Source organism: Bradyrhizobium sp. Ce-3, from assembly GCF_022835695.1.
In the GTDB taxonomy this organism is placed as follows: Bacteria; Pseudomonadota; Alphaproteobacteria; order Rhizobiales; family Xanthobacteraceae; genus Bradyrhizobium.
Genome location: NZ_BQUV01000003.1, coordinates 114,309 through 135,236, shown reverse-complemented (window position 1 = coordinate 135,236; position 20,928 = coordinate 114,309). Strand labels below are relative to the sequence as shown.

At 64.5% G+C, this 20,928-nt stretch carries 20 protein-coding genes; 13 read left to right on the top strand and 7 right to left on the bottom strand.

Translation table 11 applies throughout. From position 1 onward, the window contains the following. The first annotated feature begins 30 nt into the window (after positions 1–30). A complete protein-coding gene (locus BRSPCE3_RS11685; RefSeq protein WP_244065964.1) occupies positions 31–1,575 on the top strand; it encodes an acyl-CoA synthetase in 1,545 nt (514 codons plus the stop codon). A gap of 212 nt (positions 1,576–1,787) precedes the next feature. Here the strand turns inward: BRSPCE3_RS11685 and BRSPCE3_RS11680 are convergent, their stop codons facing one another. Further along, positions 1,788–2,294, bottom strand: coding sequence for a hypothetical protein (locus BRSPCE3_RS11680; protein WP_244065963.1), 507 nt, complete (start codon positions 2,292–2,294; stop codon positions 1,788–1,790). Positions 2,295–2,396: 102 nt separating this feature from the next. Here BRSPCE3_RS11680 and BRSPCE3_RS11675 point away from each other — a divergent pair, with 102 nt between their 5' ends. Both BRSPCE3_RS11675 and BRSPCE3_RS11670 read left to right on the top strand, forming a co-directional pair. Then, the gene (locus BRSPCE3_RS11675) at positions 2,397–3,545 is read left to right on the top strand and encodes an alpha/beta fold hydrolase (protein ID WP_244065962.1); all 1,149 of its coding nucleotides are present in this window, start codon (positions 2,397–2,399) and stop codon (positions 3,543–3,545) included. Between the two features lie 93 nt (positions 3,546–3,638). After that, complete coding sequence (locus tag BRSPCE3_RS11670) at positions 3,639–3,998, top strand: hypothetical protein (RefSeq protein WP_244065961.1); 360 nt, start codon at positions 3,639–3,641, stop codon at positions 3,996–3,998. 73 nt (positions 3,999–4,071) lie between these two features. Here the strand turns inward: BRSPCE3_RS11670 and BRSPCE3_RS11665 are convergent, their stop codons facing one another. Continuing rightward, positions 4,072–4,794 carry a DUF6065 family protein gene (locus tag BRSPCE3_RS11665; RefSeq protein ID WP_244065960.1) on the bottom strand — a complete coding sequence of 241 codons (723 nt, stop codon included), beginning with the start codon at positions 4,792–4,794 and terminating at the stop codon, positions 4,072–4,074. A gap of 166 nt (positions 4,795–4,960) precedes the next feature. Between BRSPCE3_RS11665 and mbfA the strand changes: the two genes are divergently transcribed. From mbfA to BRSPCE3_RS11650, 3 genes are all read left to right on the top strand, one after another. Next, the gene (gene mbfA / locus BRSPCE3_RS11660) at positions 4,961–5,932 is read left to right on the top strand and encodes an iron exporter MbfA (RefSeq protein ID WP_244065959.1); all 972 of its coding nucleotides are present in this window, start codon (positions 4,961–4,963) and stop codon (positions 5,930–5,932) included. Positions 5,933–6,032: 100 nt separating this feature from the next. Further along, complete coding sequence (locus BRSPCE3_RS11655; protein ID WP_244065958.1) at positions 6,033–7,505, top strand: amidase; 1,473 nt, start codon at positions 6,033–6,035, stop codon at positions 7,503–7,505. A gap of 157 nt (positions 7,506–7,662) precedes the next feature. Beyond that, positions 7,663–8,016: a nuclear transport factor 2 family protein gene (locus BRSPCE3_RS11650; RefSeq protein WP_244065957.1), complete on the top strand. Its 354-nt coding sequence runs from the start codon at positions 7,663–7,665 to the stop codon at positions 8,014–8,016. A 136-nt stretch (positions 8,017–8,152) separates the two neighbouring features. Here BRSPCE3_RS11650 and BRSPCE3_RS11645 read toward each other — a convergent pair whose 3' ends face one another. Then, positions 8,153–9,241: a Zn-dependent alcohol dehydrogenase gene (locus BRSPCE3_RS11645; RefSeq protein ID WP_092119616.1), complete on the bottom strand. Its 1,089-nt coding sequence runs from the start codon at positions 9,239–9,241 to the stop codon at positions 8,153–8,155. Between the two features lie 53 nt (positions 9,242–9,294). Then, positions 9,295–11,076: an acyl-CoA dehydrogenase family protein gene (locus BRSPCE3_RS11640; RefSeq protein ID WP_244065956.1), complete on the bottom strand. Its 1,782-nt coding sequence runs from the start codon at positions 11,074–11,076 to the stop codon at positions 9,295–9,297. Between the two features lie 71 nt (positions 11,077–11,147). On the opposite strand from BRSPCE3_RS11640, the gene BRSPCE3_RS11635 reads away from it, so the two are divergent. Together BRSPCE3_RS11635 and BRSPCE3_RS11630 are read left to right on the top strand one after the other, a co-directional pair. Then, positions 11,148–11,849 carry an SDR family NAD(P)-dependent oxidoreductase gene (locus BRSPCE3_RS11635; RefSeq protein ID WP_244065955.1) on the top strand — a complete coding sequence of 234 codons (702 nt, stop codon included), beginning with the start codon at positions 11,148–11,150 and terminating at the stop codon, positions 11,847–11,849. A 164-nt stretch (positions 11,850–12,013) separates the two neighbouring features. Next, positions 12,014–12,844 carry an enoyl-CoA hydratase gene (locus BRSPCE3_RS11630; RefSeq protein ID WP_244065954.1) on the top strand — a complete coding sequence of 277 codons (831 nt, stop codon included), beginning with the start codon at positions 12,014–12,016 and terminating at the stop codon, positions 12,842–12,844. Between the two features lie 306 nt (positions 12,845–13,150). Here BRSPCE3_RS11630 and BRSPCE3_RS11625 read toward each other — a convergent pair whose 3' ends face one another. Beyond that, complete coding sequence (locus BRSPCE3_RS11625) at positions 13,151–13,774, bottom strand: GNAT family N-acetyltransferase (protein ID WP_244065953.1); 624 nt, start codon at positions 13,772–13,774, stop codon at positions 13,151–13,153. A gap of 181 nt (positions 13,775–13,955) precedes the next feature. Then, a complete protein-coding gene (locus BRSPCE3_RS11620) occupies positions 13,956–14,159 on the bottom strand; it encodes a DUF1127 domain-containing protein (protein WP_207834731.1) in 204 nt (67 codons plus the stop codon). Positions 14,160–14,277: 118 nt separating this feature from the next. On the opposite strand from BRSPCE3_RS11620, the gene BRSPCE3_RS11615 reads away from it, so the two are divergent. The 5 genes from BRSPCE3_RS11615 to tcuB all read left to right on the top strand — a co-directional run bounded on the left by BRSPCE3_RS11615 (position 14,278) and on the right by tcuB (position 20,425). Further along, positions 14,278–15,177, top strand: coding sequence for a transcriptional regulator GcvA (locus BRSPCE3_RS11615; RefSeq protein ID WP_244065952.1), 900 nt, complete (start codon positions 14,278–14,280; stop codon positions 15,175–15,177). A 196-nt stretch (positions 15,178–15,373) separates the two neighbouring features. Then, the gene (locus tag BRSPCE3_RS11610) at positions 15,374–16,702 is read left to right on the top strand and encodes an MFS transporter (protein ID WP_244065951.1); all 1,329 of its coding nucleotides are present in this window, start codon (positions 15,374–15,376) and stop codon (positions 16,700–16,702) included. Between the two features lie 79 nt (positions 16,703–16,781). Beyond that, on the top strand, positions 16,782–18,182 hold the full coding sequence (gene tcuA, locus BRSPCE3_RS11605) for an FAD-dependent tricarballylate dehydrogenase TcuA (RefSeq protein ID WP_244065950.1): 1,401 nt from the start codon (positions 16,782–16,784) through the stop codon (positions 18,180–18,182). A gap of 24 nt (positions 18,183–18,206) precedes the next feature. Next, complete coding sequence (locus BRSPCE3_RS11600) at positions 18,207–19,241, top strand: esterase (RefSeq protein ID WP_244065949.1); 1,035 nt, start codon at positions 18,207–18,209, stop codon at positions 19,239–19,241. A gap of 74 nt (positions 19,242–19,315) precedes the next feature. Further along, positions 19,316–20,425, top strand: coding sequence for a tricarballylate utilization 4Fe-4S protein TcuB (gene tcuB, locus BRSPCE3_RS11595; RefSeq protein WP_244065948.1), 1,110 nt, complete (start codon positions 19,316–19,318; stop codon positions 20,423–20,425). A 55-nt stretch (positions 20,426–20,480) separates the two neighbouring features. On the opposite strand, the gene BRSPCE3_RS11590 is transcribed toward tcuB, so the two are convergent. After that, positions 20,481–20,894: a Rieske (2Fe-2S) protein gene (locus BRSPCE3_RS11590; protein ID WP_212012681.1), complete on the bottom strand. Its 414-nt coding sequence runs from the start codon at positions 20,892–20,894 to the stop codon at positions 20,481–20,483. Positions 20,895–20,928 lie beyond the last annotated feature (34 nt).

Here is a 20,928-nt window from a genome sequence, read left to right as displayed (position 1 = left end):
CGGGACGACGCATCACCTGAGGAAACGTCTGTGACCCATCCGTCCATCCACGCGCGTAATCACCCGAACAAGATCGCCTACCAGATGGCGGCGTCAGGCAAGGCGATCACCTATCGCGAGCTCGACGAGCTCTCGAACCAGGGCGCGCATCTGTTCCGCTCGCTCGGCCTCAAGCCCGGCGACCACATCGCGCTGTTGATGGAAAACCGGCTCGCCTTCATGGAGATCTGCTGGGCCGCGCAGCGCTCGGGGCTGTATTACACCGCGATCAGCCGCTACCTGACCGAAGAGGAAATCGCCTACATCATCAAGGATTGCGGAGCCAAGGTGTTCATCACCACGCCGCAATGCGCCGACAAGGTGCGTGGGCTGATCAAGGGCGAGCCCGGCGAACCGCTGTTCTACATGATGGACGAGCCGGCAGCGGGCTTCCGCTCCTACGACAAGGAAGCCGCCGCGCAGCCGACCACGCCGGTTGCCGACGAGGTCGCCGGCTACGACATGCTGTATTCCTCCGGCACCACCGGCCGGCCCAAGGGCATCAAGAAGGAGTTCGAAGGCAACCGGATCGATGTGCCGAACCCGTTCCTGCGGATTCTCACGGCCGACATGTGCGGCATGAATGCGGACTCGATCTATCTGTCACCGGCGCCGCTCTATCACGCGGCGCCCTTGCGCTTCAACATGATGGCAACGGTGCTGGGTGGCACCTCCGTCATCATGGAGCATTTCGACGCCGAGGAATTCCTGAAGCAGGTCGAGAAACACAAGGTGACGCAATCGCAGCTGGTGCCGACCATGTTCGTGCGCATGCTGAAGCTGCCCGACGAGGTTCGCGCCCGCTACAAGGTCTCATCGCTGAAGGGCGCGATTCATGCCGCCGCCCCCTGCCCGGTCGACGTCAAGGCGAAGATGATCGACTGGTGGGGACCGATCCTGATCGAGTATTACGCCGGCTCCGAAGGCAACGGCGTCACGGTCTCGACCTCGCAGCAATGGCTTGATCATCGCGGCACGGTCGGCCGCGCCGTGGTCGGCAAGGTCAAGATCCTCGACGAGAACGACGAGGAGGCGCCGACCGGCCAGATCGGCCAAGTCTATTTCGCCGACGCACCCGCGTTCACCTATCACAACGATCCCGAGAAGACCAAGAAGGCCTACAACGCCAGGGGCTGGTCGACGCTCGGCGACGTCGGTTACCTCGACGAAGAAGGCTTCCTCTATCTGACCGACCGCAAGAGCTACATGATCATCTCCGGCGGCGTGAACATCTATCCGCAGGAGACCGAGGACGTGCTGATCACGCATCCCGCGGTCTCCGACGTCGCGGTGTTCGGCGTACCGAACGAGGAGATGGGCGAAGAGGTCAAAGCCGTGGTGCAGCCGCACGACATCGGCAAGGCCGGCAAGCATCTCGAAGCCGAGCTGATCGCGTTCTGCCGCCAGCACCTTTCGCCGATCAAATGCCCGAAAAGCATCGACTTCGAGCAGGAGCTGCCGCGCACGCCGACCGGAAAACTGGTGAAGCGCCATCTGCGCGACAGATACTGGCCGAAGGCGGCAGTGAAGGCGTAGCCGCACTTCACCCTCCCCTGGAGGGGGAGGGTCGGCTCACAACGAGCGAAGCGAGATGTGAGCCGGGGTGGGGTGATCTCTCAACACGAGCAGCGCTTGTGTGGACAGACTGTCACCCCACCTCGGCTCGCATTTCATGCAAACCGATCCTCCCCCTCCAGGGGAGGATGAAGGGCGCATGCGGCTGCGCCTGCCGGCCCTGCTGACCACACCTACAAATCCGCAGCCGGCTCGCACGCGACCTTGGCCGCGGCGCGCAGATGCAGTTGGCCATGCTTGCCTGATGCCGTCGTGGTCCACTGCGCATCGATCTGCTGAAGATCCTCCGACAGCTTGCCGCGATGGCTGCCCTCGGTCTCGAACGCGCCATTGCCGTCGGGCGAACGCTCAAAAATCTCGACCTCGAGATCGGACAGCCGGATGAACATCCGCACATCGATCTTGGTCACGCGGCGGCCGACCTCATATGAACCGCAGCCGCGCGCTTCTGCGTTCTGCTCGTTCAGGGCCGTGACCTTGTCGAAGGTGATGACGACGTTCTGCACCGTGTTGTCGCCGTCCCACAGGAATTCACCGATATAGGCGCGCGGCAGTTTTTCCGTCAGCTCGGTGATGTCGGCCGCGCGGACCGCTGATATCAGCACCACGACGGCGGCCACGATCATCACACCGAGGCGCGAGATCCGGCCGGTCAGCTCTGCAATCCTCGCGTGACGCATGCGGTATGCATCCCCTGGGTAAAGTTGCTATCGTGAATCAACGACCGCCAGCATACAGCCAAATGCGCTGGTTGTGCGGCGATGCTCAACAGGTGATCACAGATGGAAACGCTTCCCGACGTCCCGCTCCCCGCCACCATCCGCTCGCGTTATGTCGACGGGATCAACGGCCTGCGCATGCATGTGCTCGAAGCGGGCTTCGAAACATCCGGTCGGCCCTGCCTGTTGCTGCTGCACGGATTTCCGGAGCTGGCGTTTTCCTGGCGCAAGGTGATGCCGAAGCTGGCTGCGGCCGGCTATCACGTGATCGCGCCGGACCAGCGCGGATATGGCCGCACCACCGGCTGGAACGCGGATTATGACGGCGACCTCGCATCGTTCCGGCTGCCCAATCTGGTGCGCGATGCGCTGGGGCTGGTGGCGGCGTTTGGCTACACCCATGTCGATGCGGTGATCGGGCACGATTTCGGCTCGTCGGTCGCGGCGTGGTGCGCGCTGATCCGCCCCGACGTGTTCCGCGCGGTAGTGATGATGAGCGCGCCGTTCTCGGGGCCGCCGTCGCTGCCGTTCAACATCGCCAATGAATCGGCGAAGCCCGCGAGCGAAGACCCGGTGCATCGCGAGCTCGCCGCACTGTCGCGGCCGCGCAAGCACTACCAATGGTACTATTCGACACGTCCGGCCAATGCCGACATGCATCGCGCGCCGCAAGGCGTGCACGATTTCCTGCGCGCCTACTATCATCACAAGAGCGCGGACTGGAAAGACAACAAGCCGTATCCGCTGCAATCCTGGTCGGCGGGCGAACTCGCCAAGCTGCCGACCTACTACGTGATGGATCTCGCCAGGGACATGGCCGCGACCGTCGCCGAGGAGATGCCGTCGCGCGAGGCGATCGCTGCCAACAATTGGCTGCCGGACCGCGAGCTCGCCTATTACAGCGCGGAGTATCAGCGCACTGGATTCCAGGGCGGACTGCAATGGTATCGCTGCGGCACGTCGGGCGCGTTCACGGCGGAATTGCAGACCTGGAGCGGCCGCAACATCGACCAGCCGTCCGCATTCATTTCCGGCAAGCAGGATTGGGGCACCTATCAGCGGCCCGGCGTGTTCGAGGCGATGCAGACCAAGGCCTGCACCAACATGATCGGCTGCCATCTGGTCGACGGCGCCGGCCACTGGGTGCAGCAGGAGCAGCCGGACGAGGTGAGCCGGCTGCTGTTTCAGTTCCTCGCACGTGCGGCGCAATAGGTCAGTGTCCCGGAAATATCCGGGAACATTCCATGGAACCTGGCGTTGCGGTCAGTCGGCTGTGCGTCCGGCGACCTGATCAGGAGAAAGACCATGGAAAAGAAGATTGCCGGACTGCTGGGAGCGGTCGTTTCGCTCGGCGCGTTCGGCACCGCGCAAGCCGCGCCGGCACCATCAGACCTGCGCGCGAATTCCTATGCGGAGCTGCTTCAGCCGATCTCGAACGCTGCGGCGAAGCTGCAGGCCATCGATGAGAGTGCGCCGGCGCAGGCCCGCGACAACGTTCAAGTCGCGCAGTTCTATCATCACCATCACCACCATCATCATCACCACCATCACGGCTACTATCGCCGCTACGAGGGGCCTGTCGTCGTAGTGCCGCGCTATCGGCGCTACCATCATCACCACCATCATCACCATCACCACCACAGCTTCTATCGCCGCGACTACTGAGCGATGGTTGAGCGTCACCACAACGGGGCCGGTTGGCCCCGTTTGTTTTTGCCGATCATGATGCGGCACCGCCTCACTCCTGGCGCGTCTTCTCCTTTGCAGCGCGGTGCAGGTGGCGGTAGGTGCCGTCGAACACCGTGTCGGTCGACGAGGTCCATTCGGTGCCCGCGGCGAGCTTCGGCCGGCTGTTGTAGATGCGGCGCGCTTGCAGTTCGCGCTCGGCGGCTTCCTCCTCACCCATTGGCTCGAGCTGAAAGTTCGCCTCCTCCGGGATCACGATGATCTGCGCGAACGGCTCGTTGGGCCGGAAGATGTGGGTGCGCCCCTCGGCCGGCGCCTTGAACACGCAGAAGAACATCATCGGCCACCAGTTGCGGATCAGCGCCGGCACGGCGATCGGCACGGTGTCGGTGCGGTCGGTGTAGAAGCGCGGATGCGGCTCGGTGCGGATCGCCATGCCCGGTTCGACCTTGAGGTCGAGCAGGATCTGATAGGTGTAGAACGTGGTGCCGAAATTCCGGAACGGCGGCCATTGCACGCCGCTGTCCGGCGGCGCACCCCAATCCGCATCGAGATGCAGCTGACCGTCCCGCGTGGTGACGTGCAGCTCGAAGGCGTAGGGGTAGAACAGTTCGATACCGTATTGCGCGCCCTCCGAGAACGGCACGCAATGCCAGACCTGCTCGCGTGAGCCGTCGGCGCGCGGCTCGCGCTGACCCGCCCAGCCGGGAATTTCGAGCCTGGTTCGCCGCGGCGCCAGCCCCGGATCGTTCAGGCGATATTTGACCGTGCTCATGGAGTCCCCCGCTGATCGGCACCGGAACTCGAACGGGCGCGGGATCGCCTGGTTCCCTTCATCGTGATCAAAACGGTGCGGTGCGACGCCCCATTCGGTTGACCAGAGCATCATGAAACAATATTAGAATTATTCTAATTCTAAATTAGATGAAGAAAGCGTTGCCGTGAAGAATTTCGCCGATCTGACCGAGCGCGAGGTGCTGGCGGTCGCGATTGCCTCCGAGGAGGAGGACAGCCGGATCTACATGTCCTTTGCAGAGGACTTGGCCGACCGTTATCCCGATACCGCAAAGATCTTCGAGGAGATGGCCGAGGAGGAGCGCGGCCATCGCCATCGGCTGCTGGAAACCTACGAACAGCGTTTCGGTCCGCACTTGCCGCCGATCCGGCGCGAGGACGTGAAAGGTTTCCTGCGGCGGCGCCCGATCTGGCTGACCAAGAACCTGCCGCTCGACACCATCCGCAAGGAAGTCGAGACCATGGAGCTGGAGGCCGAGCGCTTCTACGCCCGCGCCGCCGAGAAGGCCGAGGATGTCGGCGTGCGCCGGCTGCTCGGCGATCTCGCCGAGGAGGAGAAGGGCCATGAGAAGCTCGCGGTGAAGCTCACCGGCGAGATCCTCAAGCCCGATGTGCGCGCCGAGGAAGACCGCACGCGGCGGAGGATGTTCGTGCTGCAATATGTGCAGCCGGGCCTCGCCGGATTGATGGACGGCTCGGTCTCGACCCTGGCGCCGCTGTTCGCCGCCGCCTTCGCCACGCATCACAACTGGCAGACCTTCCTGGTCGGCCTTGCCGCCTCGATCGGCGCCGGCATCAGCATGGGTTTTGCCGAAGCATTGTCCGACGACGGCTCGCTGACCGGCCGCGGCTCGCCCTGGCTGCGCGGCACGACCTGCGGATTGATGACGACGCTCGGCGGCCTCGGCCACACGATTCCGTATCTGGTGCCCGACGCCTGGCCGAACGCGTTCTGGATCGCGACCGCGATCGCCGGCATCGTGGTGTTCTTCGAATTGTGGGCGATCGCCTTCATCCGCGCGCGCTACATGGATACGCCGTTCCTGCAGGCGGTGTTCCAGATCGTGCTCGGCGGCGCAATCGTGCTCGCGGTCGGCATATTGATCGGCGCCGCGTAGCAATCCCGATCAAACGCGGCGGCACCACCACGGCTACAGCGCTTGCGGGCGGCAGCCAAACTGCCCATCATCGCGCCAACGACAAAACCGGGAGCACGCCGTGGCCAGATCGCAATACAGTTTCAAGACCGCCGTCGAACTATCGGAGGCGCTGCGCAACAAGCAGGTTTCGGCCGTCGAGCTCGCGGAAGATGTGATCGGCCGCATCGAGCGCCATGACGGCAAGGTCAATGCGGTCTGCGTGCGCGATTTCGAGCGGGGCCTCACTGCTGCCCGCGCCGCCGATGCCGCGATTGCGCGCGGCGAGCACAAGCCGCTGCTCGGCATTCCCATGACCGTGAAGGAATCCTTCAATGTCGCGGGATTGCCGACCACCTGGGGCTTTCCGCCGCACAAGGACTTTACGCCGTCCGAGGACGCGCTGCCGATCCAGCGGGTGAAGGATGCCGGCGGAGTGATCCTCGGCAAGACCAACGTACCGGTCGCCCTCGCCGACTGGCAGAGCTACAACGAGATCTACGGCACCACCAACAACCCCTACGACGTCGGCCGCACGCCGGGCGGCTCCTCCGGCGGATCGTCGGCGGCACTTGCTGCGGGTTACGGCGCGCTGTCGCTCGGCTCCGACATCGGCGGCTCGCTGCGGGTGCCCGGATTCCACTGCGGCATCTATGCGCACAAGCCGACCTTCGATCTGCTGGCGTCGCGCGGCCACACCGCGCCGCCGGCGCCGCCGATCATCTATGAGCGCGACCTCGCGGTGATCGGCCCGATGGCACGCGGCGCGGCCGACCTCGCGCTGCTGCTCGACGTGATGGCCGGCCCCGATCCGCACGACGTCGGCAAGGCGTATCGCCTCGACCTGCCTGCGGCGCGCCACACCAGCTTGAAGGATTTCCGCATCCTCGTCATCGATACCGATCCGGTGCTGCCGACCGATAAGGCGGTTCGCGGCAGCATCGACAAGCTCGCCGGCAATCTCGACAAATCAGGCGCGACAATCTCGCGGTCGAGCCCGCTGCTGCCGGACTTCGCGGCGTCCTCGCGGCTCTATATGCGGATGCTGCTGTCGTTCCTCGCCGCGACCTTCCCGCCGGAGGTCTATGCTGGCGCCTGCGCGGCGGCCGCTGCACTGCCGGCCAGCGACAACAGCCTGCAAGCCGAGCGGCTGCGCGGCATCGCGCTCAGCCATCGCGACTGGGTGCAGGCGACCTACGCCCGCTCGCGGCTGCGCGCGCAATGGCGCGAGCTGTTCAAATCCTTCGACGCGGTGATCTGCCCGATCATGCCGACGCCGGCCTATCCGCACGATCATTCGCCCGACCAGGAGCAGCGGCGGATCCTGATCGACGGTGAACCACACGTCTACACCGACCAGCTCGCCTGGCCCGGCATCGCAACCCTGCCCGGCCTGCCTTCGACCGCGATCCCGACCGGCTTTGCGCCCGACGGATTGCCGGTCGGCGTGCAGATCGTAGGCCCCTGGCTAGAGGACCGCACGCCGCTGAAACTCGCCGAGCTGATCGAGCGCGAGTTCGGCGGCTTCGTGCCGCCGAAGATGTTTGATGATTGAGTGAGGCCCTCACCGTCATTGCGAGCCAACGGGTCGCGCGAACGCGCGCCCGATGGTGAACTCCGCGAAGCAATCCATATATCAACGTGCGCGGAGCGATGGTTTGCTTCGTCGCTTCGCTCCTCGCAATGACGGGGGAATACAGGGAGGACCAACAATGAGCAACGACCTCGAAGAGCTGACAAAACTCAACAAGGATTACGTGGACTCGGTTCAGAACTGCGACGTCAAGCGCTTCGACGAAATCCTGGCGCAGGACTTCTACTGCACCAATCCCGACAAGAGCCTGGTCGACCGCGCCGCCTTCCTGAAGCAGACGGCAATCCCGGTGAGGATCAAGGGACTGAAGGCCGAGGACGTCAAGATCCGCATCCTCGGCGATTTCGCCATCATCCACGCCCAGACCAGCTACACCAACGCAGACGGCGAGCCCGCGCACGGCCGCTACACCGACTGCTGGGCGCGGCAGAACGGCAAATGGCTCGCGGTGTCCGCGCACGTCGCGCGGTGAGGCGGACGAGCCGTCACACTCCGCTGTCATGCCCCGCTTCATGCGGGGCATCCAGTACGCCGCGGCTTCTCGGCTCAAGCACAACCGCCTCTGGAATACTGGGTCGCCCGGTCAAGCCGGGCGACGACGACCAGCGCTAGCTGTCGAACATGATCACGCTGCGCAGCGTCTTGCCGGCTTTCATGTTGGCAAAGCCCTCGTTGATCTCGCTGAGCTTCAGCTTGGCCGAGATCCAGTCTTCCAGATGCAGCTTGCCGCGCATGTAGAAGTCGACGAGGCGGGGCATGTCGACGCGGAAGTGGTTGGAGCCCATCGACGAGCCCTGGATGCGACGTTCGCGCAGGAAGTCGAAACCGTGCAGCTCGATCTTCTGGCCGAACGGGATCATGCCGACGATGGTCGCGGTGCCGCCCGCCGCCAGCATGGCGAAGGCCTGCTCGGCGGTTTCCTTGCGGCCGAGCACCTCGAAGGAATGATGCACGCCGCCGCCGGTGAGTTCGCGCACCTGCTGGACCACGTCGCCGCGCGCGGGATCGACGATGTCGGTGGCCCCGAGCTTGGTCGCAAGCTGCAGCTTGGCCGGATTGGTATCGATCGCGATGATGCGGCCGGCGCCGGCGATCTGCGCGCCGTTGATCGCGGCCATGCCGACGCCGCCGCAGCCGATCACCGCCACGGTCTCGCCGGCGGTCACCTTCGCGGTGTTCACCACGGCGCCATAGCCGGTGATGACGCCGCAGCCGATCAGCGCGGCAAGATCGAGCGGCATCTCCTTCTTGATCTTCACGATCGCGTTCTCGTGCACCAGCATCTGCTCGGCAAAGGACGACAGATTGAGGAACTGGTTGAGCTTCTCCTTCCGGCCCCACGACAGGCGGTTGGAGGCGCCGGGCAGCATCTTCACCGTGGTGTCGGTGCACAGCACGGTGCGGCCGGTGGTGCAATTGTCGCAGGTGCCGCAGAACACCGAGAGACAGGTGACGACGTGATCGCCGGGCTTCACGTAATTGACGTCGGAGCCGACCTTCTCGACCACGCCGGCCGATTCATGGCCGAGCACCGCCGGCAGCGGATGCGGATAGAGGCCTTCCATGAAGTGCAGGTCGGAATGGCAGAGGCCCGCAACCGCGGTGCGGATCAGGACCTCGCGCGGCCCCGGATTGGGCACGCTGACATCCTCGATCACCAGCGGCTGATTGACTTCATGCAGGACGGCGGCCTTCATCGGGGTCTCCCTTGACGTTTTTGCTTGTTTGAAAAATTCGCTCGAGCCGCAGCCTACGCTGCGACGAGCAATTCGCCAACCTCGGCCATGCCGACGGCGCGATCACCGAGCAGGTGTTCGGTCATCCTGCGCTGAACGGTATTTTCCGCAAGCCGGAACGGATCACCAGGCGCCACGCGATGGTCGATCACCATCCGCGACAGCAGCAGCCGGCGCGCATCGCCGCGCATCTCGTGGATGCGTCCGCCCTCCCACGCCAGCGCCACCGCGCTCGCCACATGATAGAGCAGGCTGGTGGCGCGGCGCGCGTCGCCCTCATTGTCGATGCGGCCTGCGACCTCGCGCGCAAACGCAATCGCGCGGCCGCTGAGATCGCGCAGCCGGTTGCGCCAGGCCTGCGGTACGTTCGGACTGTCGTCGAGCCGCGCATGCAGATCGGCAGCGAGCGCGTTGTCGGCGCCATGGCGCCCGACCGCGCGCTTCAGCGCATCGATCGCGACGATGTTGCCGGTGCCCTCCCAGATCGAGCCGAGATGCGCGTCGCGCAGCAGCCGCGGCGTGACGAATTCCTCGATGTAGCCGATGCCGCCGCGCATCTCCATCGCGTCGCCGCAAACCTTCCGCGCATCACGGGTGGCGCGGAATTTCAGCGTCGGCGTCAAAATGCGCAGCAGCGCCGCGGCATCCTGGCTTCCGGCCTCGGCGCGGTCGAGTGCGTCGGCGGTCAGGAAGCTCATCGACAGCGCCTGCTCGGTCGGCAGCAGGATCTTCATCAGCTGGCGCCGCGCCAGCGGCAGGTCGATGATGCGCTGACCGAAGACGACGCGACCGCGCGCCACCGTGATCGCATCGTGCCAGGCGCGGCGCATCAGCGCGGTCGACTTCACGCCGTTGGACAGCCGCGACGAGTTCACCATCTCGGCCATCTGCACGAAGCCGCGGTCGAGCTTGCCGACCGCATAGGCGATCGCGCCGTCGAACTTGATCTCGCCCGAGGCCATCGAGCGGGTGCCGAGCTTGTCCTTCAGCCGCACGATCCGGTAATGATTCTGCGCCCCGTCGTCGAGGAAGCGCGGCATCAGGAACAGGCCGACGCCTTTGGTTCCCGGCCCCGCGCCTTCCGGCCGCGCCAGCAGCATCACCACCTTGGCATCGGCATTCGAGCAGAACCACTTCTCGCCGTAGAGACGCCAGTGGTCACCCTCCTGCACCGCGCGCGTGGTCAGCGTGCCGACGTCGGAGCCGCCTTCCTTCTCGGTCATGAACTGGCCGCCCTGGGTCAGCTTGTTCATGTCGGTCTGGGTCAGGCCGTCGAGATACTTCGCCTTCAGCGCCTCGCTGCCGAAATTCGCCAGCAGCTTGGCGCAGCCGTCGGTGACGTTGATCGGGCAGCCCATGCCGAATTCGGTCTGGTTGAACAGGAAGGTGAAGGCATGCTTGGCCACGACGGGATATTTGTCCGGCCAGCCCATGATGCCCTTGCGCAGCGACAGTGCGTGAATGCCGAACTCGCCGAACGCGGCCTTCTCGATCTCGCGATAGGCCGGATGATATTCGATTGTTTGCACGTCGCGGCCGAACTTGTCGCGCTGGTGCAGCACCGGCGTATGCCGGTCGGCAAGCCGCGCGCATTCGTCGAGAGTGCCGCCGGCCAGTCCGCCGAGCCGGTCGAGATGCGGTTCGATGTGGCGGAACAATGCCTCGGGCAAATGCAGCTTCAGGAGATCGGTCAGCGCCGGATCGGCCCGGTAGAAATTCATTCCCGTCGTGTCGGGCGCCAGCAGACCCGGCTGGCTGGTGAACGAGGTTTTCGGATCCTGCTTGTGCGGCTGCATTGAATTCCCGGCTGCGGTGCTCATTTGTTGGGGCACGACTATCCTCCTCCGGCCGAGCAAAGGAAAGCCCAATGGATATTCCGAAATACAAGATCGCCCTGATCGTCGGCGCCGGCGAGGGCGTCAGTGCCTCCTTGACGCGGCTATTTTCGCGGGAGGGAATTCGCGTGGCACTGGGCGCTCGCAGCATCGAGAAGCTCGGCGCGCTCTGCCACGAGACCGGCGCGCGCGCCTATGCCTGCGATGCCACCAAGGCGGAGGATGTCGAGCGTCTGTTCGGCTTGGTCGAGCGCGAGATCGGAACCCCCGACCTCGTGGTCTATAATGCGAGCGGCCGCTCGCGCGGGCCGTTCGTCGAACTCGTTCCCTCCGAGGTCGCACAGGCGATCGCGGTCTCCGCATTCGGCGGCTTCCTGGTCGCGCAGGAAGCGGCGAAGCGCATGCTGCCCAACAAGAAGGGCGCGATCCTGTTCACCGGGGCGTCGGCCAGCGTCAAGGGCTATGCGCAATCGGCACCATTCGCGATGGGCAAGTTCGCATTGCGCGGGCTGGCGCAGAGCATGGCGCGTGAATTGTCGCCGCAGGGCATCCATGTCGCGCATTTCGTGATCGACGGCGGGATCCGCAGCGCCGCGCGCAGCGAGCCTGCTGACCGTCCGGACTCGATGCTCGATCCCGATGCGATCGCGCTGAGCTACTGGAACGTGCTGCAGCAGCCGCGCAGCGCCTGGACCTGGGAGCTGGAATTGCGGCCCTGGGTTGAGAAGTTTTGAGATGACGGCGATCATGCAAGCGGCGTAACCTCGTCCACGACCGTCCGCCGCATCCGTCATTGCGAGCGGAGCGAAGCAATCCATGCCACCACGCGCGGTGGGATGGATTGCTTCGGCGTTTCACGCCTCGCAATGACGGCAACGATTGGCCTCGGAGAGGAAACATGACGCACGAAATCAAGGTCGAGACCGGCACCGACGAACTGCTCTGCGTGATCCGCGACCGCGTCGCCACCATCACGCTGAACCGCCCGGATGCCCGCAACTCGCTGTCGGACACGCTGACGCCGGCGCTGCGCACCATGATCCGGACCTGCGGCGAGAACCCCGAGGTCGGCGTGCTGCTCGTCACCGGCGCCGGCAAGGCGTTCTGCGCCGGCGGCAACGTCAAGGGCATGGGCGCCAATCGCGACCCGAAGAAGCTCGAAATGTCCTACGAGGACAAGGTCGCCGACCTGCAGGAGCGCCAGCGCCTCTTGACCGGCGCGCTCGCTTCGGTGCGCAAGCCGACCATTGCCGCACTGCCCGGTCCCGCGGTCGGCGCCGGGCTTGCGATCGCGATGGCCTGCGATATCAGGATCGCGGCGCAATCCGCCTTCATCTCGACCGGTTATCTGCGCGTGGCGCTGAGCGGCGACTACGGCATGGCCTGGCTGTTGACGCGGCTGGTCGGCACATCGCGTGCCCGCGAATTGATGTTCACCTCGGAGAAGGTTGATGCCGCCAGATGCGAGCAGATCGGGCTCGTCAACCGCGTGGTGCCGGACGAGACGCTGCAGGACGAGGCCTTTGCGCTGGCCAAGTCGATCGCCGAAGGCCCGACTTTGGCGCTGCGCTACATGAAGGACAATCTCGACGAGGCGCTGCAATTCGACTTCGCCACCGCGCGCGACCACGAGGCCGAACGGCTGATCCGCCTCACCACGACAGCCGATCACAAGGAGGCCGTGCAGGCCTTCATCGAGAAGCGCAAGCCGGTGTTTCGGGGCAGTTGAGATCGTCGGCGGCGTCTCTCCCCCTTCCCCTTGCAAGGGGGAAGGTCGGGATGGGGGTCAGCCACACGCACGGCTGTTCGGGGAGAGACTTGATCCTCACCCGCTTCGCTCTGACGAGCAAAACGACCTCCCCTTTTCAAGGGGAGGTGAGAGCGCGTAGCCCGGATGGAGCGCAGCGAAATCCGGGACAGACTATCCGGGGCAGAATTGATCCCGGATTGCGCTGCGCTTCATCCGGGCTACAAGGTCGGGGCATCAAAAAGAAAAGGGCCCGGTTCTGGAGGGGCCAGAACCGGGCCTAGTCAGTCAAACCGCAAGCGAGGACATCACGGCCGAGCGGGAAGTGGCGGCAAGCCGCCAGCTGGCACAGGGAATGTCTTGCGGCTCGACGTGGATCTGTTTCGCAAAGCGCACCAGTTTCCAATCTCCAGGGCTCTGCATGAACGCGTAGCCGGATTTCCGGGCGAGGCCGATCATCGTCGCATTGGATCGCAAGGTGTCGCCGAAAATGCTCTCGGCTCCGAAGGACGCCGCGCGGCATTCGAGATTCTTCAACAGCGCCTTGCCAATGCCGTGGCCCTGCCACCGGTCATCGATCGACAGGCCGAACTCGACGCTCGACGTATCGGCATGGAAGGCGTAGCGGGCTTCGCCGACGATGGTTTCAAAGCCATCGACCAGCATCGTCGCGACCACCGTGAACCGGTCAGCCTCGCCGACATGGATGAAACGCTCGAGCTCCGTCTTCGGCAGCTCACTCAACGCGCCCAGGAAGCGGTTGTAACGGGAACCCGCGGAGAGCGAGCGGATGTAGCTCTGCAGCTCCTCGCGATCGCGCGGCTCGACGAAGCGCACCCTGATCTCGCTGCCGTCCTTGGCGCGCAGCACATCGGAGTATTGCTTGAGATCGTCGAGATGCAGCGCAACCATGACACGCTCCTCGGGTGAAAGAATTGGCCGGCACCCCTCGATCGAGGCGGCGCCGGGCGGCGCATGACCCGCCAAAGTCTGAGCGGTTTAGTGGCCGGGTCATGCGCCTTCTTTAAGTTTTAGAGCGCGACCGGACGCAAAACCGGCGTCCACTTTTGCTGGTCGCGCTCCGGCGTCCTTGTCAGGCCCGCCAGAACGGCTTGTCGGTCTCGAACACGATGTCGCTGCGGGACATGCCGATGTCGTGCAGGTCGCGCTCGGTCCACTGCGACAGCTCGCGGCGGCGCTCATAGCGATCCCACCAGACGTGCAGGGTCTCGCCGACCTGGTTCAGCAACCCCGGGGTATGATGATTTGTCATCGATTCATGGGTGAAAATGGACATTTGCGGCTCCTATCGGTAACCTGTTGGCGGTAATATCTGCGCCATTCGGCCCGTTCACAAACGACACTTTGTACCGTTTCGCATGAATTAAAGTCATGTATTTGGGAGCGATTTGGGAATGACCAGCCGCCTGCCTTCGCTGAACGGCTTGAGGGCGTTCGAGGCCGCCGCGCGGCATATGAGCTTCACGGTGGCGGCGTCCGAACTGAACGTGACGCAGACCGCGATCAGCCATCAGATCCGGCGGCTGGAGGAAGAGCTCGGGGTCCGCCTGTTCATCCGCCAGAACCGCTCGCTGAGCCTGACGCCGGAGGCCGCCGAATACCTTCCCGGCGTCCGCGCCGCCTTCAACGACCTCCGGCTCGCGACCGACCGCCTGTTGCGCCGGGACGACGACCACGTGCTGACGGTCTCGACGCTGGCATCGCTCGCCGCCAAATGGCTGCTGCCGCGGCTGTCGGCGTTCCAGGAGGCGCATTCCGGGATCGATGTCCGCATCACCACCTCGACCAGCCTGGTCGACTTCCAGCGCGACAAGGTCGACGCAGCGATCCGCTATGGCCGCGGTCAATGGGCGGGCCTGCGTTCGGACTGGCTGATGGCGGACGAACTGTTTCCAGTGTGCAGCCCGTCGCTGCTGCAGGGAACCAAGCCGCTGAAATGTCCCGAAGACCTCAGGGATCACGTGCTGCTGCACACCAGCAATGCCAACAGCGACGACTGGCGGCTGTGGCTGACCGCAGCGGGGTTGCCGAACGACATTTCCAAGCAGCCGGGGGTGACCTTCGACCTGCTGTTCGTGACGATCCAGGCCGCGATCGACGGCATCGGCATCGCGATGGGCCGCACCTCCTATGTGCAGGACGACATCGCCAAGGGCCGCCTCGTGGTTCCATTCAAGATCGCGCTGCCCGCCGACGCCGGCTTCTATCTGGTCACGCCGCAGGGCCGCGCCGATTCACCGAAGCTCTCCGCGTTCCGGTCGTGGCTCGGCGCCACGGCGCATACGGCGCCTTGATGCGGCAAACGCCGCGTGAAGCTGCGTGCGAAAGCGCTCCGAGATTTCCACCTACGGCTTTTTTCCCATAGCCGCGGCGCGATTTCAGGTTGGTCGCGCCGGACAGCCGTGCCAAATTGCCGCATATGGCAGTTAACTGCCTTGGCCGGCGAGACAATTTGCGCCGGCCGTTTTGTCACGGGGAGGAATGGGCGTTATGTCGCAGTCGAGTTCATCGCAAGTCCCGCAGATCAAATCGCGTCTTGGCGCCATCCTGCGCGCGACCAGCGGCAATTTCCTCGAGCAATTCGACTTCTTCCTGTTCGGCTTCTATGCTCAGGACATCGCAAAAGCGTTCTTCCCCGCCCAGAATGAGACCGCGGCGTTGCTCAATGCGTATGGCGTGTTTTGGCTCGGGGCGCTGATGCGTCCCGTAGGCGCGATCGTGCTCGGCTCCTACATCGATCGCATCGGCCGTCGCCAAGGCCTGATCGTGACGCTCGCACTGATGGCGCTGGGCACGGTGGTGATTGCGTTCTGCCCATCCTATGCATCGATCGGCATTGCCGCAACAATCATCGTGCTGATTGGCCGGCTGATCCAGGGATTCTCAGCCGGCGTCGAGCTGGGCGGCGTTTCCGTTTATCTTTCCGAGATCGCAACGCCCGGCAACCGCGGATTCTACACCTCGTTTCAATCTTCGAGCCAGCAGGTCGCGATTTTCGTCGCAGCCGTGATCGGCTTCGTCCTGAGGGAGGCGATTCCGGGCGACACCTTCCTGGATGCGATCGGCGGCGGCGTCGCCAAATGGCGCATCCCGTTCTTCATCGGCTGCCTCATCATTCCCGTGATCTTCATGCTGCGGCGTTCGCTCGAGGAGACGCCGGCCTTCCTGGCCATGAAGAAGCATCCGACGCCAAGCGAAGTGTTCGCCTCGGCGCTGGAGAACTGGCGCATCGTCATCCTGGGCATGATGATCGCGGTTCTGACCACCACGACGTTCTATTTCATCACCGTTTATGCGCCCGGCTTCGGCAAGGAGCTGCACCTTTCGGCCTCCGGGACACTGCTGGTGACCCTGCTCGTTGCGGTGACGAATTTCATCTGGAACCCGGTCGGCGGCGCGCTGTCCGACCGGATCGGCCGCAAGCCGGTGCTGATCGCGATCGCGAGCCTGTCGTTCGTGACCGCCTACCCGGCGCTGTCGTGGCTCTCGCATGAGCCCACGCTTGGAAAACTGCTGGCCGTGCAGATGATGTTCTCGTTCTACTTTGGCGTCTACAGCGGCACGATGCTGGGATGCCTGGTCGAGATCGTGCCGGCGCATGTCCGCACCACCTGCTTCTCGATCGCGTTCGCGTTGGCGGCGGGCATATTCGGCACGTCGACCCCGTTTGTCGCGACCAAGCTGATCGCCATGACCGGGCAGGACAAGGCCTCGCCGGCCTACTGGCTGATGTTCGGCGCTGTTCTCGGCATCATCGCCGCGCTGATCGTCTATCGTGGCGGCCAGACCATCGAGCAGCGCGAGACCGTCGCGGCCTGATCTTCCGCATGCAATCGGGGCAGGCCGATGGCCTGTCCCGGCATGTTGCTTTACATGCCAACAACGATAACAAGAGCGCATGGTTGATCTGACACGCAGGTTCGACGTGCTGGTGATCGGCGGCGGCAACGCCGCCCTTTGCGCTGCGATCAGCGCACGACGCGCCGGCGCCTCCGTGCTGGTGCTGGAAGGCGCGCCGAAATTCTACCGCGGCGGCAACACCCGGCACACCCGCAACATGCGCTGCGCCCACGACGCGGCGACCGAGATCCTCACCGGCCCTTACACCGAGGAGGAGTTCTGGAAGGATTTGCTGCTGGTGACCGGCGGCCAGACCGACGAGGAACTGGCCCGCTTCATGATTCACGAGTCCAAGGACATCCTGAACTGGATCGTCGAACAGGGGGTGCGCTGGCAGCCTTCGCTCGGCGGCACGCTCAGCCTCGGCCGCACCAACTCGTTCTTCCTCGGCGGTGGCCGCGCGATGCTGAACGCGCTCTATCGCACCGCCGAGGAGCTCGGCGTCGACATCCTCTACGACGCCGAGGTGATCGATCTCACCATCGAGCACGGCATGTTCCTCGCGGCGCAGCTGAAGCAGCCGGTCGGCGGCCGGACCGAAGTGCGCGCCTCGACCCTGGTCGCGGCCGCCGGCGGCTTCGAGGCCAACATCGAATGGCTGAAGGAATATTGGGGCGAGGCCGCCGACAATTTCCTGATCCGCGGCACCCCCTATAACCGCGGCGCGATCCTCAAGATGCTGCTGGCCAAAGGCGTGCAGGAGATCGGCGATCCCACCCAATGCCATGCGGTGGCGATCGACGCCCGCGCGCCGAAATTCGACGGCGGCATCATCACCCGCCACGACTCGGTGGTGTTCGGCATCGTCGTCAACAAGCATGCCGAGCGCTTCTACGACGAGGGCGAGGACATCTGGCCGAAGCGCTACGCGATCTGGGGCCGCTTGGTCGCCGCGCAGCCGGACCAGATCGCCTACATCATCTTCGATTCCACCGTCGTGACCAGCTTCATGCCGACGCTGTTTCCGCCGATCGCCGGCTCAACCATCGCCGAACTCGCCGGCAAGCTCGAGCTCGACGCCACAGCGCTGGAAAAGACCATCACAGAGTTCAACGCCGCGGTGCAGCCCGGCACCTTCGACCACACCATCCTCGACGATTGCCGTACTGAAGGCGTCACGCCGGCGAAGACGCATTGGGCGCGCCGGATCGAGACGCCGCCCTATCTCGCCTATCCGGTGCGGCCCGGCATCACCTTCACCTATCTCGGCACCCGCGTAAACAAGCAGTCGCGGATGCTGATGAAGGACGGCAAGCCGTCCGCCAACATGTTCGCCGCCGGCGAGATCATGGCCGGCAACGTGCTCGGCAAGGGCTACGCCGCCGGCATCGGCATGACCATCGGCAGCGTGTTCGGCCGCGTCGCCGGGCGGGAAGCGGCGAAGAATGCGCGGAATTGAGCCGCGCGCGATCCGGGAGGAGCGATGTCACGTCTTGCAATGTTCGCCGCGGCGGTTGCCCTGATGGCATCGACCGCGAGCCACGCCGCCGAGCCGATCGCGCTGCGCGACATGGGCTCGTTCCATGTCGGCGGTCGTCTGGTCGAGATATCAGGCAAGCCGGTCAAGGAGGTCACCTTCACGCCCGGCGGCGTGCCGGCCAAGGTCGATCCGAACGGCACCTATCAGGTCGAGCAGATGTACGTGCAGTACTTTCTGCCGCAAAACGAAAAGGGCGCTTATCCGCTGCTGCTGTGGCACGGCGGCGGCCTGACCGGCGTCACCTATGAGACGACGCCGGACGGACGCGAGGGCTGGCTGAACTATTTCCTGCGCAGGGGCTGGAGCGTCTACAATTCCGACGCGGTCGAGCGCGGCCGCGCCGGCTGGGCGCAATACCCCGACATCTTCAAGGGCGAACCGGTGTTCCTCACCACGTCGAATCCGTTCCAGCGGTTTCGCATCGGCGACGGCCCGGACTCCTATGATCCCGACCCGGCCAAGCGCAAGCTGATGCCGGGCAGCCAGTTCCCGAACGAGGGCTACGAGAACTTCGTCAAGCAGAACGTACCGCGCTGGACCACCACCGATGACGCGACGATCGCGGCCTACATCGCCGAGATCGATCGCGTCGGGCCCTGCGTCATCCTGTTCCACAGCCAGGCCGGTACGTTCGGCTTCAAGGTCGCGCAGGCGCGGCCCGACAAGGTCAAGGCGCTGATCGCGATCGAGCCGGCCGGCGTCGGCGATCCCGCCAAGGTCGACGCGCTGAAGAACATCCCGACGCTGATGGTCTATGGCGATTACATCGAGCGCGATTCGCGCTGGCCGAAGATCCGTGCCACCGGTGGCGCCTTCGCCGACGCCATCCGCGCCGCCGGCGGCAGCGTCGATGTGGTCGATCTGCCCAAGGCCGGCATCAAGGGCAATTCGCACATGATGATGATGGACAAGAACAATGCCGAGGTCGCCGGCCTGATCCAGACATGGCTGGAAGGCAAAGGGCTGACGAAGAAATAGGGTACATGGCGTTTTCAAGCGAAGCGGGAACCGGTTCGCGTCAAGAAAACGCGTCAGATAAAGAGCAGAGCGCGATGCACGGGACCAAAATCTTGCAGGAGGCCGACCGTCTGATGACGGTGTGCAATTCCTGCCGCTATTGCGAGGGCCTGTGCGCGGTGTTTCCCGCGATGGAGATGCGTCGCGCCTTCTCCGACGGCGACCTCAACTATCTCGCCAATCTGTGCCATTCCTGCGGCGCCTGCTACTCCGACTGCCAGTTCTCGCCGCCGCACGAGTTCAACGTCAATGTGCCGAAGACGCTGGCGGTCGCGCGCGCCGAATCCTATGCCGCCTATGCCTGGCCGCGCGCCTTTGCCGGAGCGTTTACGCGCAACGGCCTCGTCATCAGCCTGATCGCAGCACTCAGCGTCGCCGCCTTCATCTTCGGCTTTGCCGCGATCAACGACCGCGGCATGCTCACCGGCATCCACACCGGCCCCGGCGCGTTCTACAAATTGATGCCGCACAATGCGATGGCGCTGCTGTTCGGCTTGGCCCTGCTCTACGCCATCCTGGCGCTCGTGATGGGCGTACGCGCGTTCTGGCGCGATATCGGCGAACCGATCGGCATGACAACCGATGCGAAGGCGCTGTTGCAGGCGGTCCGCGACGCCGGCGAGCTGCGCTATCTCGACGGCGGCGGTGTCGGCTGCTTCAACGAGGACGATCACCCGACCGACCGCCGCAAGCTGTATCACCACCTCACCTTCTACGGTTTTGTGCTGTGCTTCGCCGCGACCTGCGTCGGCACGCTGTACCATTACCTCTTGGCGCGCGAGGCGCCCTATCCGTGGTGGGACCTGCCCGTGGTGCTCGGCACGCTCGGCGGCATCGGGCTCGTGGCCGGCCCGATCGGGCTGCTCAGCGAGAAATGGAAGCGCGACCGCGTGCTGATCGACGAGCAGGCCATGGGCATGGACACCGCATTCATCCTGATGCTGTTCCTGACCAGCATCACCGGGCTTGCCCTGCTGCTGTGGCGCGAGAGCGCCGCGATGGGCCCGCTGCTGGCGCTGCATCTCGGCGTCGTGTTCGCGCTGTTCATCACCATGCCCTACGGCAAATTCGTGCACGGCATCTACCGCTTCGTCGCGCTGGTGCGCTACGCGCGGGAACGGCAGATGATGGCACACGGCGAATAATTTCCCGCCGTCATTCCGGGGCGATGCGCAACATCGAGCCCGGAATGACGGGTGGTCAGAGCTCCACCACCACATAGTCGCTCTCCACCGCGACCTTGATGGTTTCGGCAACGTACGGCCCCTTCACCACATTGGTGCCCGGCTCGACGCTGACCGGATAGGCGCGCACGCGGAAGCGGCGCGGGTCGCAATAGGATTGGCCGGTGCGGATATCGAACTCCCAGCCGTGCCAGGGACAGCGCAGGATTTCGCCGAGCTTGGTGTATTCGATCTCGCCTGGATCCGACGACGACGCGAGCCCGATCAGCGGCCCCTCGCACAGCGCCGCGCCCTGATGCGGGCAGCGGTTCAACAGGCCGAAGAATTCGCCCTTGACGTTGAAGATTGCAATCGGCCGTCCGTCGATCTCGAGAAATTTTCGCGACCCCGGCGGCAGCTCATCCACCGGAGCGATCACATGCCGCGCCATCAGTTGTTCTCACGCATGATCTGATTCGGAAAAC

Coding starts and splice junctions, on each gene's coding strand:
- BRSPCE3_RS11680 (WP_244065963.1), bottom strand. CDS start 2,294: ATGCGTCACGCGAGGATTGCAGAGCTGACCGGCCGGATCTCGCGCCTC.
- BRSPCE3_RS11675 (WP_244065962.1), top strand. CDS start 2,397: ATGGAAACGCTTCCCGACGTCCCGCTCCCCGCCACCATCCGCTCGCGT.
- BRSPCE3_RS11670 (WP_244065961.1), top strand. CDS start 3,639: ATGGAAAAGAAGATTGCCGGACTGCTGGGAGCGGTCGTTTCGCTCGGC.
- BRSPCE3_RS11665 (WP_244065960.1), bottom strand. CDS start 4,794: ATGAGCACGGTCAAATATCGCCTGAACGATCCGGGGCTGGCGCCGCGG.
- BRSPCE3_RS11650 (WP_244065957.1), top strand. CDS start 7,663: ATGAGCAACGACCTCGAAGAGCTGACAAAACTCAACAAGGATTACGTG.
- BRSPCE3_RS11645 (WP_092119616.1), bottom strand. CDS start 9,241: ATGAAGGCCGCCGTCCTGCATGAAGTCAATCAGCCGCTGGTGATCGAG.
- BRSPCE3_RS11640 (WP_244065956.1), bottom strand. CDS start 11,076: ATGCAGCCGCACAAGCAGGATCCGAAAACCTCGTTCACCAGCCAGCCG.
- BRSPCE3_RS11635 (WP_244065955.1), top strand. CDS start 11,148: ATGGATATTCCGAAATACAAGATCGCCCTGATCGTCGGCGCCGGCGAG.
- BRSPCE3_RS11630 (WP_244065954.1), top strand. CDS start 12,014: ATGACGCACGAAATCAAGGTCGAGACCGGCACCGACGAACTGCTCTGC.
- BRSPCE3_RS11625 (WP_244065953.1), bottom strand. CDS start 13,774: ATGGTTGCGCTGCATCTCGACGATCTCAAGCAATACTCCGATGTGCTG.
- BRSPCE3_RS11620 (WP_207834731.1), bottom strand. CDS start 14,159: ATGTCCATTTTCACCCATGAATCGATGACAAATCATCATACCCCGGGG.
- BRSPCE3_RS11615 (WP_244065952.1), top strand. CDS start 14,278: ATGACCAGCCGCCTGCCTTCGCTGAACGGCTTGAGGGCGTTCGAGGCC.
- BRSPCE3_RS11610 (WP_244065951.1), top strand. CDS start 15,374: ATGTCGCAGTCGAGTTCATCGCAAGTCCCGCAGATCAAATCGCGTCTT.
- tcuA (WP_244065950.1), top strand. CDS start 16,782: ATGGTTGATCTGACACGCAGGTTCGACGTGCTGGTGATCGGCGGCGGC.
- BRSPCE3_RS11600 (WP_244065949.1), top strand. CDS start 18,207: ATGTCACGTCTTGCAATGTTCGCCGCGGCGGTTGCCCTGATGGCATCG.
- tcuB (WP_244065948.1), top strand. CDS start 19,316: ATGCACGGGACCAAAATCTTGCAGGAGGCCGACCGTCTGATGACGGTG.
- BRSPCE3_RS11590 (WP_212012681.1), bottom strand. CDS start 20,894: ATGGCGCGGCATGTGATCGCTCCGGTGGATGAGCTGCCGCCGGGGTCG.